This window comes from Streptomyces sp. NBC_00258, from assembly GCF_036182465.1.
Taxonomy (GTDB): domain Bacteria; phylum Actinomycetota; class Actinomycetes; order Streptomycetales; family Streptomycetaceae; genus Streptomyces.
In genome coordinates this window covers 9,226,666-9,242,791 of sequence record NZ_CP108081.1, presented here as the reverse complement: position 1 = coordinate 9,242,791, position 16,126 = coordinate 9,226,666, and the positions used below count along the sequence as shown (strand labels likewise).

Genomic DNA, 16,126 nt, shown 5'->3' with positions numbered 1-16,126 from the left:
CAACAGGTGTGTACTTCGACGGTAACTCCGGCGTGGACGAGAAGGGGAGATGGAGGACCGAGGTGCCGAACGGGATACGGATGCGGGACGGACGACGGCTGGCGTTCGAGGAGTGGGGGGACCCGGAGGGCAGCCCGGTGATACTGCTGCACGGCACACCGGGCGGCCGGCACGGGGCTGTGCCGGCGGAGCTGATGGCCGAGCGTCCCGGGGTGCGGTTCATCGCGTACGACCGGCCGGGGTACGGGGATTCGGACCGCGGTGCCGGACGCCGGGTGGCGCAGGCCGCGCGGGACGTCGCGGCGCTGGCCGACTCGCTCGGGCTCGGGAGGTTCGCGGTGCTCGGCCGCTCGGGCGGTGCCCCGCACGCGCTGGCCTGCGCGGCGCTGCTGCCCTCGCGGGTGCGGCGGGTGGCGGCGATGGCGAGCCTCGCGCCGCCGGTCGCCGAGGGGCTGAACTGGTTCGACGGGATGGCGAGGTCCAACGTCGAGGAGTTCACGCAGGCGCTCACCGACCCCCTGGAGTTCGCGGACCGGCTCGCCGCCCGGGCCGCCGCGATCCGCGCGGACCCGGCACAGCTCCTCGCGTCCATCAGGGACGGCCTCACCGACACCGACCGCCGGATCGTCTCCACCCCGGCCGTGAGCGACATGCTGCTGCGCAACTACCGTGAGGCGCTGCACGAGTCGGCCTACGGCTGGCTCGACGACACACTCGCGCTGCTGAGCCACTGGGGCTTCGACCCGGCGCAGATCACCCGCCCCGTGCTGCTGTGGCACGGCGCCGAGGACACCTTCTCCCCGGTGGGCCACTTCGAGTGGCTGGCCGAGCGCATCCCCCGCGCCCGCCCGGTACTGGACCCGAAGGGCAGCCACTTCTCAGCCCTGGAGGCCCTCCCGGACGTACTGGACTGGCTGTGCGCGACACCCCGGACGGACACCTGACCCGGGCCACCGCCTCACACCCGGGGACACCTCACGCCCGGGGTCACCTCGCACCCCGGGCCGCCTCACACCCCGGGCCCCACTATGAGCCCGCTCCCCGCGGCCCCCGGCCGCTCAAGCCGCGCCCCGCGCATCAGGTCCATCACCCGCTCATGGCTGTCGCCCACGGCGTCCGTCACCCGCAGCCGAAGCCGCAGCTCGTCGATCTCGTCGACGAACCGCTGGGTGTACGCGCCGTGGGGCGCGGTCTCGTACCCGGTGGCGCCCGGCAGGGGGAAGCCCGCGCCGACGAGCATCTGCCGGTAGTGCTTGCCGTGCACGAGCCCCATCGCGGCGAGTTCCCGCAGCAGCCCCGCGTGGTCGGTCCAGGCTCCGGGAGCCCGGTCGTGCGGCACGAGTCGGTACTCCACCCGCTCGACCACGGCGTGCTGCGGACCGCCGTTCAGGATGCCCGCCTCCCAGGCGGGCTCGTCCGGGGCGAAGGCGCCGGGCACCCAGGACGCACGCCAGCCCAGCGCGGGCCGTACCGTACGCGCGTACTGCGCCCGGCCGAGCACCGCGGCGAGGGCGACGGCCAGCAGGCTGCCCAGCGCGTCCGTGTCCATCAGCCGCAGCCGCCAGGGCCACTGGCGGCTCAGCTCCCCGGTCACGTTGCCGCGCGTGATCTCCCACAGGAGCACCAGTGCCAGCACCGCGAGCAGCACCAGCGGTGTCGTGAACAGCAGCGGACTACGGCGTACATGGCGCTGCTGGTCGGAAGCCACTTCCCTGTTCCCCCGGTCTTCCCGTGCACCCGGGCGACCCCTCACGGCCAAGGACGAGCCCCCGCACCGCGAACGGCGGGCGGGGGCTCGTCTGCTGCTGGCTGCAGTCAGGTCACGCGGGTGTCGATGTGTCGCGTACCGGTCAGAATACGTTGACGCCGTAGGCGCTCAGCGCCTCGGTGACCGGCTGGAAGAACGTGGTGCCACCGGAGGTGCAGTTGCCGCTGCCGCCGGAGGTCAGACCGTAGGCGACACCGTTGCTGCCGTAGAGCGGACCGCCGGAGTCGCCGGGCTCGGCGCAGACCGTGGTCTGGATCATGCCGTAGACGATGTCGCCGCCGCCGTAGTTGACGGTCGCGTTCAGGGCGGTGACGCGTCCGGTACGGGTGCCGGTGGTGGAACCGGTGCGGATGACGTTCGTGTTCACGGCCGGAGTGGCCGCGCGGGTGATGTCCACGGTGCCCGCGGTGCCCGACTTGGCGACCGAGGTGTTGGTGTAGCGCACCAGCCCGTAGTCGTTGGTCGGGAAGCTTGAGCCGGACGTCGAGCCGAGGGTCGTGGTGTGCCCGGAGTTCGACCACCAGGTGCCCGCGCCGTCGGTGCAGTGACCGGCGGTCACGAAGTAGTCGGCTCCCGCGCTGTTCTTGACGTTGAAGCCGAGGGAGCAGCGCCAGCTACTCGCATAGATGGCGTCGCCACCCTTGATCAGCTTGTTGAACTTGCCCGGGGTGTACTTGATCTGCAGGGCGCCGGCGTTGGTGCCCGCGGTCCGCTTGATCTTGGCGATCTCCGCCTTGGAGACGGTGCTGTCGACCGTGACGACGACCTTGCCGGTCTTGGCGTCGGTCGCCCAGGCGGTGCCCGGCACATCGGCCTTGAGCACCGAGGAGTTGGCGCTCTTCAGCTGGGAGGCGCTGAACGTCTGTGCGTCGCTCGCGTTCGCGGAAGGGATGGTGAATGCGGCCGCGGCCACGAGTCCGGAGGTGACGGCGATCAGCCGGGTCCGTCTCGCTATGCCGCTGCGGGGGGTGGTGCGCTTGGTCCTCACTGTTCGTTCCCTCCAAAGGGAAGTCGGGGGCCCGCGTGGGGTCGGGGCCCGTGAGGCGCACGCCAGAGGAAGAATGCCCGGATTCCGGACACGCCGTGCCCCTGACAAGGCGCTGGGGGGAGTATTTGGCCGCACCCCCGACGGGCGCAAGGGCGCCTTTCGGCCGTGCGGTGTTCAACTTACGTATGTCCCACAGGAGTTGATCTCATCGACGGCAGTGTGTGGATTACGTGCGGATTATCGGAGCAGATTGCGTTCCCCGGCGGCAATCGCCGCGCTCAGGGTATTGCCCGGCGGCGGGAATGGGCAGATGAAGTGGTCCGCGAACGCGCAGGGCGGGAGCAGGGCACGGTTGAAGTCCACCGTCGTGCGCCCCTCTGTGTCAGGAGCCGCCGGGCGCAGGAACCGGAAGCGATAGCTGCCGTTCCCACTCGTCGCATCGCCGAAAACAGCCCACAGCGATCCGTCCCCCTGAACCGTCACCTGAAGGGTCAGGTCCTGCCCGTCCAGCCTGAAGGCGAGTTCACCGCCGAGCCCGAGCCCGCGCTCCCGTCCGTCGGCGTTCGCCACGCGTACGGTCCGGTCCTCCCCGTACGGCGTGAAGCGACCCGGCACCGACCAGCGTGGATCGTACGGCGTGGCCTCGATGCCCCGGAACGCCTGCCGGGCCGGGGAGGCGGGGTCGAAGTCGCGTACGCCCAGGGCCCCTTCGCGTACGAGGACGACGAACCGGCGCTCGCCGTACGCGACCCGGGCCGTGGCGGCCGGACCGGGGTCGGCCCCGAGCCGGACCTCACCGGCGAACGGCTCCCCGTCCACGAGGAGGCCGTCGGCCGCGTCGGCCGTCAGCACGACCGCGTCATCGCCCACGGACCACCGGCCGGGCACGTCCGGAAGTAGCCCTTCCGGATAGTCCTCGATCCAGTGCGTGCCGCTGAGCGCGAGCGGGCCGTGGGGCGCGGACACCGTCTCGGTGCGGTGCTCGTGCCAGTGCTTCCAGTCCTCGGACGCGTCCGCCGCCACGTGTTCCGTCGTCATGTGATCAACCCTTCCACACGGGCTCCGCCGGCCCGAGGTGTGAGCGCGGCGTCGCGCCGGTGTATTCCGTCCGGAGCGCGCCGCGCTCCTGGCAAAGGGGCACGACCGCCCCCGACCACCCCGGCGGTCGTGACCGCCGGGGCCGTGGGATCCCCTAGATCTTCGGCAGGCCGGGCGGGTTGATCTCCGACTTCGGCACGGCCTCGCCGGACAGGCCCCAGCGCTTGAGCACGCGCCCGTAACTGCCGTCCTCGATCACGTGGTTGAGGGCGGCCGCGTACGCGTCGACGAGTCCGCTCCCCTTCTTCGTGGTGACGGCGATCTTGCCCTGGAGGTCGTCGCCGGCGCCGGAGAGCGTGCCTATGACCTGCGACTGCCCGGCCGTGGCCACGTGGTACGCGGCGGACGGGCTGGGGCCGAGGTAGGCGTCGATACGACCCGACTGGAGGGCGAGGTAGTAGTCCGTGTCCTTCTGGAAGTACTTGATGGTGACGGCCTTGCGGCCCGCCTTCTCGTTCTGCTTGCTCCAGTCGACGAGGATCTTCTCCTGGTTGGTGCCGGAGGCGACCGCGATGGTCCTGCCCGCGACGCCCTCGGGGCCGTCGATCTTCCAGTCGGTGCCCTTCTTCGCCTCGAACGAGATGTTGTCGAGGCGGTAGGTCGCGAAGTCGTACTTCTGCTTGCGCTCCTCGGTGACGGTGACGTTCGAGAAGACGGCGTCGAACTTGCCGCTGTCGAGACCGACGAAGAGGTTCTCCCAGGAGACCTCGTCGTTGTCGAGCTTCAGCCCGAGGGTGTCCGCCACGATGGTCGCGAGGTCGATCTCGGAGCCGATTCTGGTCTTGTCGTCGGTCGCGTAGAAGCCGAGTGGCGGCGAGGCGTCGGCGCTCTGGCCGAGCTTCAGCGTGCCGCGCCCCCGGATCGCCGCCGGGACGAGCGCGGCGATCTCGTCGACCTTCTTGCCGCGGATCCGGTTCTGGTCAGGGCCGATGTTGACGCCGCCGGCCTTCTCGGTTCCGGACGTGCCCGTCCCGGTCGCCGCGTCACTGTCACCGCCGCAGGCGCTGAGCAGGGGAGCGACGACGAGGGCGGCGACGGAGGCGGCGAGGGCGCGTCGGGATATCACGGGTGAACTCCTGAAATGAGAAGGGACGAGCAGAAAGGAGGAGAGAGGTGGAGGAGGGAGGAGGAAGGAGGCTCGAAGGACCTCGGCGAGGTCAGAGGACCTTGGAGAGGAAGGCGCGGGTGCGCTCGTGCCGTGGCCGGTCGAGTACGTCGCCGGGGGCGCCCTGTTCGACGATCCGGCCGTCGTCCATGAAGACGACGGTGTCGGCGACCTCGCGGGCGAAGCCGATCTCGTGCGTGACGACGATCATCGTGGTGCCCTGATGGGCCAGGTCCTTGATGACGTCGAGGACCTCACCGACCAGTTCGGGGTCGAGCGCGGACGTCGGCTCGTCGAAGAGCAGCAGCTTCGGCTCCAGGGCGAGCGCGCGGGCGATCGCCACGCGCTGCTGCTGTCCGCCGGAGAGCTGCTTCGGGTAGGCGTCGGCCTTGTCGGCGAGCCCGACCCGGTCGAGCAGCCCGCGCGCGGTCCCGGTGACGTCCTTGCGGGGCCGCTTCAGCGCGGAGACCGGGGCCTCGACGATGTTCTCCAGCACCGTGAGATGCGGGAAGAGGTTGAAGTTCTGGAACACGAACCCGATCCGGGTGCGCTGCCTGAGGATCTCCCGCTCGCGCAGCTCGTACAGCTTGTCGCCAGAACGCCGGTAGCCGACCAGCGTGCCGTCCACGCTGATCCAGCCCTGGTCGACCTTCTCCAGGTGGTTGATGGTCCGCAGGAGCGTGGACTTGCCGGATCCTGACGGGCCGAGGATGACGGTGACCTCTCCGGTCCACACCTCCAGGTCGACGCCCTTGAGGACTTCGAGCGAACCGAAGCTCTTGTGCACGGACTTGATGTCGACCATCGGGGCGGCCGCCCCGTCCTTGGTCAGCGGCGCGCTCATCGGGTGCTTCCCTTCGCGAAGTGTCGTTCGACGTAGTGCTGGAGGACCGACAGCGCGGTGGTCAGGAGGATGTACCAGGCGGTCGCGACCATGAGCAGCGGTACGACCCGGCCGTTGCGTCCGTAGATGACCTGGACCTGGTAGAAGAGTTCACCGATCGCCATGACGGAGACGATCGAGGTGCCCTTGAAGAGGGAGATCACCTCGTTGGCGGCGTTCGGCAGGATCGAGCGCATCGCCTGCGGCAGCACGATCCGCCGGATCTGCCGCAGCCTGGGGATACCGAGCGCGGCGGCCGCCTCCAGCTGCCCGCTGTCGACGGACAGCACGCCGCCGCGCACGATCTCCGCGGCGTACGCGGCCTGGTGCAGGGCCAGCCCCAGCACGGCCGCGCTCATCGCGCCGACCAGACCCATCGTGTCGAAGGAGATGAAGCCGGGCCCGAACGGGATGCCGAACTCCAACTCCTTGTAGAGATAGGCGAGGTTGAACCAGAACAACAGCTGCACGATCAGCGGGATCGACCGGAAGGCCCAGATGTACGCGAAGGAGACGGCCTTCAGGAACGGGCTGGCCGACAGCCGCATGAAGGCGAGGACGATGCCGAGCGCGAAGCCCAACGCCGTTCCGTAGAAGGTGAGTTGCAGCGTCACCCAGACCGCCTTGAGGATCACCTCCGCGGTGAAGAACTCCGCGAACACCTCCCACTCCCAGCCGGAGTTGGTGGCGAGCCCATGGACGAACTGGGCGAGCAGCACGGCGGTCACGGTCACCGCGACCCAGCGCCAGGGATGGCGCACGGGCACGACCTTGAGCGCGCCGTAGTCCTCGGGCTCGGCGGATGTTCTGGCAAGGGGTGGATCACTGGTCAGCGACATGGGAGTCCTCTGGGCGAAGGAGGTGAGCGGGGGTACGGAAGGGCTATGCGGCTTCGCTACAGGACAGCGCGCGCAGAAAGGCCAGCGCGGCGCGCGCCGTTGCGTCGTTCTGCCGGAAGGCGGGCCCTCCGGTGCGCGGCCGGGTGAACGCGCCGGAGCCCCGGGCGTCGGTGTGCGGTCCGAGCGCGAAACGCCGCGGATGCGGGGCACCTGAGCGGTCGAGGACACGCCCGTCGGCGGGGTCCACGGCGAGCAGCCCCTCGGGCGTCGCCGCGGCCCCCTCGGCGTACAGCTCGCGCAGCAGCGAGTCGCGCGTGCGCTCGACCGTGGGATGCGGCAGCCGCGCCTCGACGAGCGCCCTGGCCTCGACGTACTCCCCCGGCACGCCTGCGCTCCCGGCCCGGAAGACGCCGTCCGCGGCCGACACGGTCATGCCGGCGCCCAGGAACCTGAGCACCCCCGCCCGGGACAGGGCGAGCATCTGCCTCAGCCGCGGTCCGGGCGGCCCCGACGCCAGGTAGCTGAAGAAGCCGTGCCACCAGGCCCCGATGTCACCGAGCCGCACCAACTGCCCGTAGACGGACAGGAGTCCGAGGAAGACCGCCATGTCCGCGCTGTGCGAGGAGTCGTGACGCCGGGTCAGATCTCCTTCGATGTAGGCCCGCAGGCCGTCCTGGAGTGCGTCGTACGAGGCATGACGCACCCCGTCCAGCGGATGGTCGAGCGCGGCCGGGTCGAACCGGTCGGCGGTGTCGGGCACGGCCGAGGCGACCAGGGCCTGGATCTCGGCGCTGTCACCGGCCGCGTACTTCTCCTCGAAGTCCGTCCAGGCCATGTCCGTGCGCTCGGTGTGTGCCGTGAAGAGCCGGTGGTAGTGCGCGAAGCCCAGTTCCTTCTCGACGAGCGGCCACACGTCCCGCCGGAAGTCGAAGCCGCCGGGGCGCGCGAGCAGTGCGTCCACCTCGCCCGGCCCGAAGAACCGTGGCAGCGGCGGCCGTTCACCGGTCCAGTCGTAGCCGATCTTCGAGTGGTACGGGACTCCGCGCCGCGACCCGACGTGCAGCACGGGCTCGCGCCCGGACGCCCGGTACGTCAACTCCCCGTCCGTGCCCGTCTCGTAGCGCCCGCCGCGCCCTTCGGTGAGCAGCACCATCAGGTCGACGAAGGCGAGCCCGAAGCCGCGCACGAGCACCGGTTCGCCGGGCGCGAGGGCGGACAGGTCGCTGTCGGCGGTGAAGTCCGGCGGCAGGTGGACGAGGTCGTGGGCGCGGGCGTACGCGGCCAACTCGCGCTGTTCCTCGTCGAGTTCCGCGTCGAGATGGCCGAGTGTGAGGACGACCAGGTCGGCAAGGAGCGGGCGCGGCCGGCCCTCCAGCCACACCTGCTGGCGCCCTTCGCGCGGACCGACGACCCGCAGGGCGCGGCGGGCGTGATGGTGGACGCGGATGCCCGGCGGGAGCGCGGCGACGGTCTGCTCGTAGACCCAGCGCATGTACGTGCCCTGCCGTTGCCGGTCCGCGAAGACGCGTCCGTCGAGTGCGGCCCACTCGTGCAGCGTGGGGCCCTCGCGCACCGGCCCGGCCATGTCGACCGTCTCGTCGGTGAACATCGTGACGTCCTGGGCCTCGGAGTTCATCCACAGCAGCGGTGACTGCGCCTCGCGCCAGATACGGCCGCCGCCCGGCGGATGGGGGTCGACGAGATGGATGTCGAGCCCCTCCGAACTCCCGTACAGATCGGGCGCGTTGGCGGCGATCCGCTCAAGGAGTCCGGTCCCCCGCGGCCCGGCTCCCACGATCACCAGCGAGGGACGTACAGCGACCCGGCTCATCGCGTGCGCTCCGACCCGCGCGCGTAGTGCCGCTCGACGTAGTGCTGGCCGACGCTGAGCACCGAGGTGACGACGACGTACCAGAGCGTGGCCACCATCAGGAGCGGGATGACCTGGTAGGTGCGGTGGTAGACGAGCTGCACGGAGTAGAGCAGGTCCTGCACGGCGATCACGCTGACGATCGAGGTGCCCTTGAGCGTGCCGATCAGCATGTTCCCGGCGGGCGGCACGATGGAGCGCATGGCCTGCGGCAGCACGATCCTCCACCAGCGGCGCCAACGGCTCAGCCCGAGCGCCTCCGCGGCCTCGATCTGGCCCCGGTCGACGGAGAGGATCCCACCGCGGACCACCTCGGCGGCGTACGCGGCCTCGTGCAGGGTGAGTCCGATGATCGCGACCGTGACCGGCCCGAGCAGGTTGACGGTCCTGACCCCGAGGATCGTCGGGTAGAGCGCCCCGATGTTGAACCAGAACAGCAGCTGCACCAGGATCGGCATCGACCGGAAGAGCCAGACGTATCCCCAGCTCACCGCGCGCAGAACGGGGTTGGCGGAGAGCCGGAACGCGGCAAGCAGCGCGCCGAGGGCGAAGCCGAGCGCCATGACGAGCGCGGTCAGCCAGAGGGTGAGCCAGAGGCCGCGCAGAACCGAGGCGGACGTGAAGTAGTCACCGACGACGTCCCACTGGAACGCCTCGTTGCGCACAACGGAGTTGACGGCGAGCCCGAACAGGACCAGAACGATGCCGGCGGCGGCCCACTGGCCGGGGCGGCGTCTCGGAACGATGCGGTGGGGAACCGCGTCTTCGGGCGCGGCCACCTTGACAAGGGTGTGCGAGGACATTCGAAGGCTCCGTGATACGTCGAGTCGAACACGGGTGGTGCCTTCACACAGGTCACGCGGAACACGCGGACGCCACCGGGGCGTCGTACGGCGTGCACGGCCGAGCCCCTCAGCAGGGCCGTCCACCGAGAGTACGGGTGCGTTTCCCCTCGCTGTCAAGGCTGTCCACCCTGTGAGCCGTACGTCTCACGTCAGTTGACGCCAAACCGGATGCCTGTTCCACTTGCTCTCATGCATCCGCAGCAGTGGCTGGTCAAGCGCTCCCACATCGACTTCGGTCGAGTGTGGTCCTCTTCCTGTTGAGCTGACCCCCTGCGCGCCCGAGCCCTTCATGGGCGGGCGCCTTCTGCGTTTCCCCACCTTTCTCCACGCCTTCACACGCGCACCCCTCCCCTCGCGCTTCCCAGCTCCCCGTTTCCTTCCTCGTCGCTTCCTCTCCCGTCCGCTGTCCTCGCCGGGAGAGTCACTCCTCTGTCCAGGAGATCCGCACGCCATGAGTACGTCCTCACGGCCCCGCCGTGCCCTTTTCATCCCGTTCGCCCTGATCACTTCCGCGGCGCTGCTGCTCACCGCATGCGGATCCGGCACCGACGGCGGAAGTGACACCCAGGCCGCGGCCGCGTCCCAGAAGATCCCGACGACGGACGTCGTCTCGTCCCTCAGAACGGATGCCTCCGCCGCGAAGCTGCTCCCCGCCGGCACCGGCTCGCTCGCCCTCGCCGTCAGCGTCGGCGGCACACCGCCCGGCACCGGTTATCTGGAGGACGGCAAGACCCTGGCGGGCCAGGACGTCGACTTCGCGGCCGCCGTCGCGAAGGTCCTCGGCATCGAACTGAAGCGTGAGGCCGCGAGCTTCGAGGCGATCCTCCCTGCGCTCGACAGCGGGAAGTACGACGTCGGCGTCGGCAACTTCGGAGTCACCGACGAGCGCCGCAGAACCATCGACTTCGTGACCTACATCAACGACGGCCAGGGCTTCGCCACCCGTGAGGACAGCAAGCTGGACAAGGTCACCGACCTGACCCAGCTGTGCGGCCTGAACGTCGCGACCGGGGCCGGCACCACCTTCGAGGCCACGCTGGAGGAGAACAGGCACGTCTGCTCCGACGCCGGCAAGAGGCCGTACAAGGTGCAGACCTACAACGAGCAGGGCGCCGTCTGGTCCTCGCTCCAGCAGGGCCGCAGCGACATCGTGATGAGCACCATCAACGGGCTGCGCTACGCCGTCGCCCAGCAGGAAGGGCTGAAGTTCCTCAACGAGTTCCACCGTCTCGACGTCGGCTTCGCCTTCAAGAAGGGCACGAAACTGGCCCCCGCGTTCCAGGCCGCGGTGAACAAGCTCATCGCGGACGGGACGTACGACCGGATCCTCAAGAAGTGGGGCACGACCGGCTCGGCGATCGGGAAGTCGGAGATCTCACCGCCGGAGCTCAAGAACTGACCGGCCGTCGGGCCTGAAACCGCCTGTTCGTCACCGTCGGGCCCGAGACCGTCAGGCCCCAGGCCGTCGTGCCTGACGGTGACGAACAGGCGGGTCAGCAATTGCAGCCGCAATCGCATCCGCACCCGTCGCAGCAGTTCCCGCAGCAGTCACAGCCGTCGCAGCAGTCGTCACAGTTGTCGCACCGCCGACAGATGCCCTCCTTGCGCTCCCCGCTCCACGGGTCGTCGTACTCGCAGCAGCACATCTGGCACGTACATGCCAGACCCATCCAGACGGCGCAGCCCGCGAGGAGTCCGCGCCGGTCACGGCGTGGCGGCTCGGGAGGCGGCGGCGGGCCACCGGGCCCGGAGGGCGCGTACGGGTTACCCGGCGGCGGCCCGTACAGCTCGGCCCCCTGGTGCGAGCAGGATGAGGTGCCGAAGGCACGGTCCACCGAGTTGCGCAGCTCATGGGCGAGCAGCACGTGCGCCAGCTTCGCGTCCGTGAACGCTGCTTCCCGCAGCGCGAGCCGTATCCCGTGCAGCGCGTCGTCGGCGAGCCGCCGGGCCTCCGGCAGGGAGGTACCGGTGGCCGTCAGCGGGTTCCAGGCACCCGACGCGGCGTCAGTTTCCCTGTCCTCCACGGCGTCCAGGAGGTGGGCGAGCCGTCCGAAGAGCCGGCCTGCCTCGGCGAGCGGCTCCGCGTTGCCGGGCCGTCCGGCCAGGATGGCGGTGTGCGCGAAGGCCGCGGCGGTCGCGGTCTCGGTCGGTTCGGTGACGGTCAGCAGGGGGGTGCCGAGCCCCGCGAGCGCCTCGATACCCACCTGCCGGTCCACGGCGTCGACCAGCACGGCGGTGTCGAAGCCGACGTCGGAACCCGTACGGGCACCCGCCCGCCCCCAGTTCGCGGCGACCCGGCGGGCCGCGAGCGCCACCGGCCGACGGGCCAACAACCCGTCCCCGTCGGCCATGTGGTCGCGCACCTTCGCGGAGGCGAGCACCAGTGAGACGGCGGCCGCGAGCCGGGCTCCCTCACCCTGGGCTACCGAAGCGCTCCGCATTCCGCGCAATGGACAGGGCCCCGCCGTGCGCCGCCATCCCGTGGCGCGCTCGGCCTGAGCCTCCGTCAGAACCGATATCAGCAAGCCGTCGTAGTTCGTGACGACCCGTGCGAACTGTCCGTGATCCCCGCGAAGTGCGAGACACAGCCCGCACAAATGCGCCATCCATTGGGTTTTGAGGCTTTCCCCGAGCCGATGACTGCATGGCCTGACGATTCCGAACACGACGATCCCCCGTGGTGTGTACGACGTTGAGCTGCGGCATCGTACCGACACCCCGTTCACCCGTACGCCCCAGCCGTCACCCGTCCGCCGTGAAGAATCATATTTCACTCTCAGTCAGCAGCGGTGTACGGCACGACCCTTGGGGTACGCGGCCTCTCGACGAATTCGCTGTGCACCAGTACCGTCACGAAACCCCCGCGCGGCGTCTATCCCCTTGGCGCGACATCCGCATCATGCACGACCATGGGGATGCGGAGAAAAGAAAGACCGCTGTGAGAGGAGGCGTCCACATGGGATCGGTGCGCAAGGCGAGTGCCTGGCTTGGCCTCGTCGACGACAACGATGACGAGCGTTACTACGACGACGATTACGCCGAAGGATCCGAGACCGGAGCCAGGGATGCCTGGGTCACGGATCCGCGTGTGAAGGTGGCGTCGGAAGCGGCCGAGGAGAAGGGCCGCCGGATCGGCACGGTCACCCCGGACAGCTTCCGGGACGCCCGTGGCATCGGCGAGCTCTTCCGCGACGGCGTTCCCGTCATCATGAACCTCACGGCCATGGAGGCCGCCGACGCCAAGCGCGTCGTCGACTTCGCGGCCGGCCTGATCTTCGGCCTGCGCGGCTCGATCGAGCGTGTGTCGAACCGGGTTTTCCTGCTGACCCCCGCCGACACCGAGATCGTCAGCGGGGAGCCCGCCGGCCGCCGCGCGGACGGCTTCTTCAACCAGAGCTGAGCAGGGCCGCTCACCGGACCCGCCTCTCGGCGCCGCGGTGGGAACTCGCCTACCGGAACGCGTCGAGACCGGTGAGCGCCTTGCCCAGTACCAACTGGTGCATCTCGACGGTGCCTTCGTACGTCAGCACCGACTCGAGATTCGTGGCGTGCCGCATCACGGGGTATTCGAGCGAGATTCCGTTGGCGCCGAGAATCGTCCGCGCCGTACGGCAGATGTCGATCGCTTCTCGTACGTTGTTGAGCTTGCCGAAGCTGACCTGCTCGGGACGCAGCCGTCCCGCGTCCATGCGCCGCCCCAGATGATGGGCGAGCAGAATCCCCTTGTGCAGTTCGACCGCCATGTCGGCGAGTTTGGCCTGGGTGAGCTGGAAGCCGCCGATGGGCCGCCCGAACTGCTCGCGGGTCTTCGCGTACTCGACCGCCGTCTCGAAACTCGACCGCGCGGCGCCCATCGCGCCCCACACGATCCCGTACCGGGCATGCGACAGACAGCTGAGCGGCCCCTTGAGCCCGGTGACCTCGGGCAGCACGGCGTCCGCGGGCAGCCGCACCTCGTCGAGCACCAACTCGCTGGTGACCGAGGCCCGCAGTGACCACTTGTGCTTGATCTCGGGTGCGGAGAACCCGGGACGGTCGGTGGGCACGACGAACCCACGGATCCCATCGTCGGTCTGAGCCCATACGACGGCCACGCCCGCCACGGACCCGTTGGTGATCCACATCTTCCGCCCGGTGAGAACCCAGTCGGAGCCGTCCCGCTTGGCGTAGGTGCGCATGCCCCCGGGATCGGACCCATGGTCGGGCTCGGTGAGCCCGAAGCACCCGATGACCTCACCCGCGGCCATCCGCGGCAGCCACGTCTGCTTCTGCTCCTCGCCGCCGAAGCGGTGGATGGCGTACATCGCGAGTGATCCCTGCACGGAGACGAGCGACCGGATCCCCGAGTCGGCGGCCTCCAGCTCCAGACAGGCGAGGCCGTACTGCACGGCGGAGGCCCCGGCACACCCGTACCCGTCGAGCGACATCCCCAGCGCGCCGATCTCCCCCAACTCCCGCGCCAGCTCCCGGATTCCGGGCAATTCACCCTTCTCGTACCACTCCGCCACATACGGCAGCACCCGATCCGCCGCCCACGCCCGCACGGTCCCCCGGATCGCCAGATCCTCCGCACTCAGCAGGTCGTCGACACCGAGCGGATCGGCGGGATCGAAGGGCGGCAGCTTCGAGGAAGAGGAGGGGGAAGAGGAAGCAGACATGACAGAGGCCTCCGGCACGAAAAACTAGCACTGTTAACCACGGGCAGGGCCCGACGTTACGACGCAGTGTCGCGCACGTCCAGGCTCGCTTCATCCCGTACGAACCCGCGGCCGCCGACGGCGAGACGTCCCACGGGAAACCCGCACGGGATGGCGCCCTCAACGGGCGGTGCGGGCGGGAAATGTATGAAAGCGCAACCACACCAAACTGTCAGCCGACACCAAACCCTCAGCCGACAGACTCCACCCGCAGCGAAGACTCCGCCTCCCGAGGCCCAGGCACCTCGACACTCGCCCCGCACTCCATGGCCCGAGGCAGCCGCAGAGCCATCACGGCCCCCAGCAACAGCAACCCCGCACTCACCAGCAACGTCACATGCAGCCCATGCACGAACGCATGCCGCGCGGCATGCCGCAGCGCCTCCCCGGGCCCCCCACCCAACTGCCCCGCGACTTCATACGCCTCTCCCAGGGAATGCCGAGCCGCGGCCGACTCCCCGGCGGAGACCCCCGGAACGGACGCCAGTCCGGGCGAGTACGCGGCATTCATCACGCTCCCGAGAAGCGCGATCCCGATCCCGGCGCCGAGTTGGTACGACGTCTCCCCGATCGCCGCGGCCCCACCGGCCTGCTCCTGCGGAGCCTCGCTCAGCATCGACTCGTACGCCCCGAAGAGCGTCACCTCGAGCCCGAACCCGAGCAGCACGAACCCGGCCAGCAGCAGCGGAGCGTTGTCGTGGCTCCCCATCCCCGTCAGCATGACGACCGCCGCGGCGGTGAGACAGAACCCGGCACAGACCATGGTCCGCGGCCCGAACCGCTGCAGCAGCTTCGCCCCGACAAGCCCCGCGGCCATCGCGGCGATGGTCAGCGGCAGCAGCCGCAGCCCCGTCTCCAGCGGCGAGAGCTCCAGCACGAGCTGGAGATACTGCGCGGCGATCAGCTCGAGACCGACGAGCGCGAGCATCGCGAGCACGATGCACCCCACGGACGTACTGAACGCGGGCCGCGAGAACATCTTCAGGTCGACCAGCGGATGCCGACGCCGTCGCTGGCGCCGTACGAAGGCGACGAGCAGCCCGGCGCCCACGAGAAGCGGCACCGCCGTGAAGACGCTCAGCGGGGCTTCTCCGCCACCGAGCCGCTTCACGCCGAGGACGACGCCGAAGAGCCCGGCCGCGGCCATCAGCGCGCCGACGACGTCCCACGGCCCGTCGCCGTCACCGGTCGACTCGGGCAGCAGCAGCCGGCCGACGGGCAGGCTGACGAGCATCAGCGGGATGTTGATGAGGAAGACCGAGCCCCACCAGAAGTGTTCGAGGAGGAACCCGCCCAGCAGCGGTCCTACGGCCGCGCCGACCGCTGCGACGGCGCTCCAGACGCCGATCGCGAGGGCCCGCTCGCGTCGGTCGGGAAAGACCTGCCGCAGGATCGACAGCGTCGCGGGCATGATCATCGCGCCGCCGACGCCGAGAAGGGCGCGCGCCGCGATCAGCACCTGCGCAGTGTCGGCGAGGGCCGCTATGGCGGATGCGACGCCGAAGAGCGCGTACCCGAGGAGAAGAACGCGTCTGCGGCCGACGCGGTCACCCAGCGTGCCGAAGAGAATCAGCAGCGAGGCGCAGACGAGCGGGTAGATGTCGACGATCCAGAGCAGCTCTATCGCGCCGGGTGTGAGGTCCTCGGTGACTGCGGGTACTGCGACGTGCAGCACGGTGGCGTCGACGGCGACCAGCAGCAGGCTGACGCAGAGGACGATGAGGACGACCCAGCGGTTTGCACCGGCCCCGGTCTCCCGACGGCAACGCGCAGCGGCCGTGGTCGTCCCGGACATGTACGTACCTCCCAGATGTTCCCTCGCGTTCGGCGGATCCGCTGGGTGGGGACTCCCTGCGGCTGCGGCCCAGGAGGAGCGGTGTCCCGGACCCACGCAACAAAGGCGAGTGAGTGGTCAGGGTACGCGAGTTCCCACGGAGGACAGGTGGCGGACCTCTCACGTTCCTTGTCGACACGTGTGGCGTGCGCCACGCTCCCCCGTGGTCAAGCACGCCCCGCCGGGGTCCCCGGTTGCG

14 protein-coding genes are annotated in these 16,126 nt (G+C 69.8%); 3 read left to right on the top strand and 11 right to left on the bottom strand.

The features are described from left to right. Positions 1–62 precede the first annotated feature (62 nt). Positions 63–944 (top strand): alpha/beta fold hydrolase, encoded by an 882-nt coding sequence (locus tag OG718_RS41190; protein ID WP_186001121.1) that lies wholly within the window; start codon positions 63–65, stop codon positions 942–944. A 65-nt stretch (positions 945–1,009) separates the two neighbouring features. On the opposite strand, the gene OG718_RS41185 is transcribed toward OG718_RS41190, so the two are convergent. The 8 genes from OG718_RS41185 to OG718_RS41150 form a co-directional block, all read right to left on the bottom strand. Then, positions 1,010–1,708 (bottom strand): hypothetical protein, encoded by a 699-nt coding sequence (locus tag OG718_RS41185; protein WP_328846582.1) that lies wholly within the window; start codon positions 1,706–1,708, stop codon positions 1,010–1,012. 142 nt (positions 1,709–1,850) lie between these two features. Next, complete coding sequence (locus OG718_RS41180) at positions 1,851–2,756, bottom strand: S1 family peptidase (protein WP_328846581.1); 906 nt, start codon at positions 2,754–2,756, stop codon at positions 1,851–1,853. Between the two features lie 237 nt (positions 2,757–2,993). Continuing rightward, a complete protein-coding gene (locus tag OG718_RS41175; RefSeq protein ID WP_328846580.1) occupies positions 2,994–3,794 on the bottom strand; it encodes a DUF1684 domain-containing protein in 801 nt (266 codons plus the stop codon). 154 nt (positions 3,795–3,948) lie between these two features. Beyond that, positions 3,949–4,920 (bottom strand): ABC transporter substrate-binding protein, encoded by a 972-nt coding sequence (locus tag OG718_RS41170; RefSeq protein ID WP_328846579.1) that lies wholly within the window; start codon positions 4,918–4,920, stop codon positions 3,949–3,951. Between the two features lie 91 nt (positions 4,921–5,011). Next, on the bottom strand, positions 5,012–5,803 hold the full coding sequence (locus OG718_RS41165; RefSeq protein WP_328846578.1) for an amino acid ABC transporter ATP-binding protein: 792 nt from the start codon (positions 5,801–5,803) through the stop codon (positions 5,012–5,014). After that, the gene (locus tag OG718_RS41160; protein WP_328846577.1) at positions 5,800–6,681 is read right to left on the bottom strand and encodes an amino acid ABC transporter permease; all 882 of its coding nucleotides are present in this window, start codon (positions 6,679–6,681) and stop codon (positions 5,800–5,802) included. Before OG718_RS41160 ends, OG718_RS41165 begins: the two co-directional genes overlap by 4 nt. Positions 6,682–6,724: 43 nt before the next feature. Continuing rightward, a complete protein-coding gene (locus tag OG718_RS41155) occupies positions 6,725–8,512 on the bottom strand; it encodes an FAD/NAD(P)-binding protein (RefSeq protein ID WP_328846576.1) in 1,788 nt (595 codons plus the stop codon). Further along, positions 8,509–9,354 carry an amino acid ABC transporter permease gene (locus OG718_RS41150; RefSeq protein WP_143635913.1) on the bottom strand — a complete coding sequence of 282 codons (846 nt, stop codon included), beginning with the start codon at positions 9,352–9,354 and terminating at the stop codon, positions 8,509–8,511. Before OG718_RS41150 ends, OG718_RS41155 begins: the two co-directional genes overlap by 4 nt. Before the next feature lie 493 nt (positions 9,355–9,847). On the opposite strand from OG718_RS41150, the gene OG718_RS41145 reads away from it, so the two are divergent. Next, positions 9,848–10,795: an ABC transporter substrate-binding protein gene (locus OG718_RS41145; protein WP_328846575.1), complete on the top strand. Its 948-nt coding sequence runs from the start codon at positions 9,848–9,850 to the stop codon at positions 10,793–10,795. Between the two features lie 94 nt (positions 10,796–10,889). Here the strand turns inward: OG718_RS41145 and OG718_RS41140 are convergent, their stop codons facing one another. After that, a complete protein-coding gene (locus OG718_RS41140) occupies positions 10,890–12,062 on the bottom strand; it encodes a DUF5685 family protein (RefSeq protein WP_328846574.1) in 1,173 nt (390 codons plus the stop codon). A 290-nt stretch (positions 12,063–12,352) separates the two neighbouring features. Between OG718_RS41140 and OG718_RS41135 the strand changes: the two genes are divergently transcribed. Then, the gene (locus OG718_RS41135; RefSeq protein ID WP_143635919.1) at positions 12,353–12,796 is read left to right on the top strand and encodes a cell division protein SepF; all 444 of its coding nucleotides are present in this window, start codon (positions 12,353–12,355) and stop codon (positions 12,794–12,796) included. A 49-nt stretch (positions 12,797–12,845) separates the two neighbouring features. Here OG718_RS41135 and OG718_RS41130 read toward each other — a convergent pair whose 3' ends face one another. Then, positions 12,846–14,054 carry an acyl-CoA dehydrogenase family protein gene (locus OG718_RS41130; RefSeq protein WP_143635921.1) on the bottom strand — a complete coding sequence of 403 codons (1,209 nt, stop codon included), beginning with the start codon at positions 14,052–14,054 and terminating at the stop codon, positions 12,846–12,848. Between the two features lie 229 nt (positions 14,055–14,283). Next, positions 14,284–15,888 carry an MFS transporter gene (locus OG718_RS41125; RefSeq protein WP_143635923.1) on the bottom strand — a complete coding sequence of 535 codons (1,605 nt, stop codon included), beginning with the start codon at positions 15,886–15,888 and terminating at the stop codon, positions 14,284–14,286. Positions 15,889–16,126: the final 238 nt, after the last annotated feature.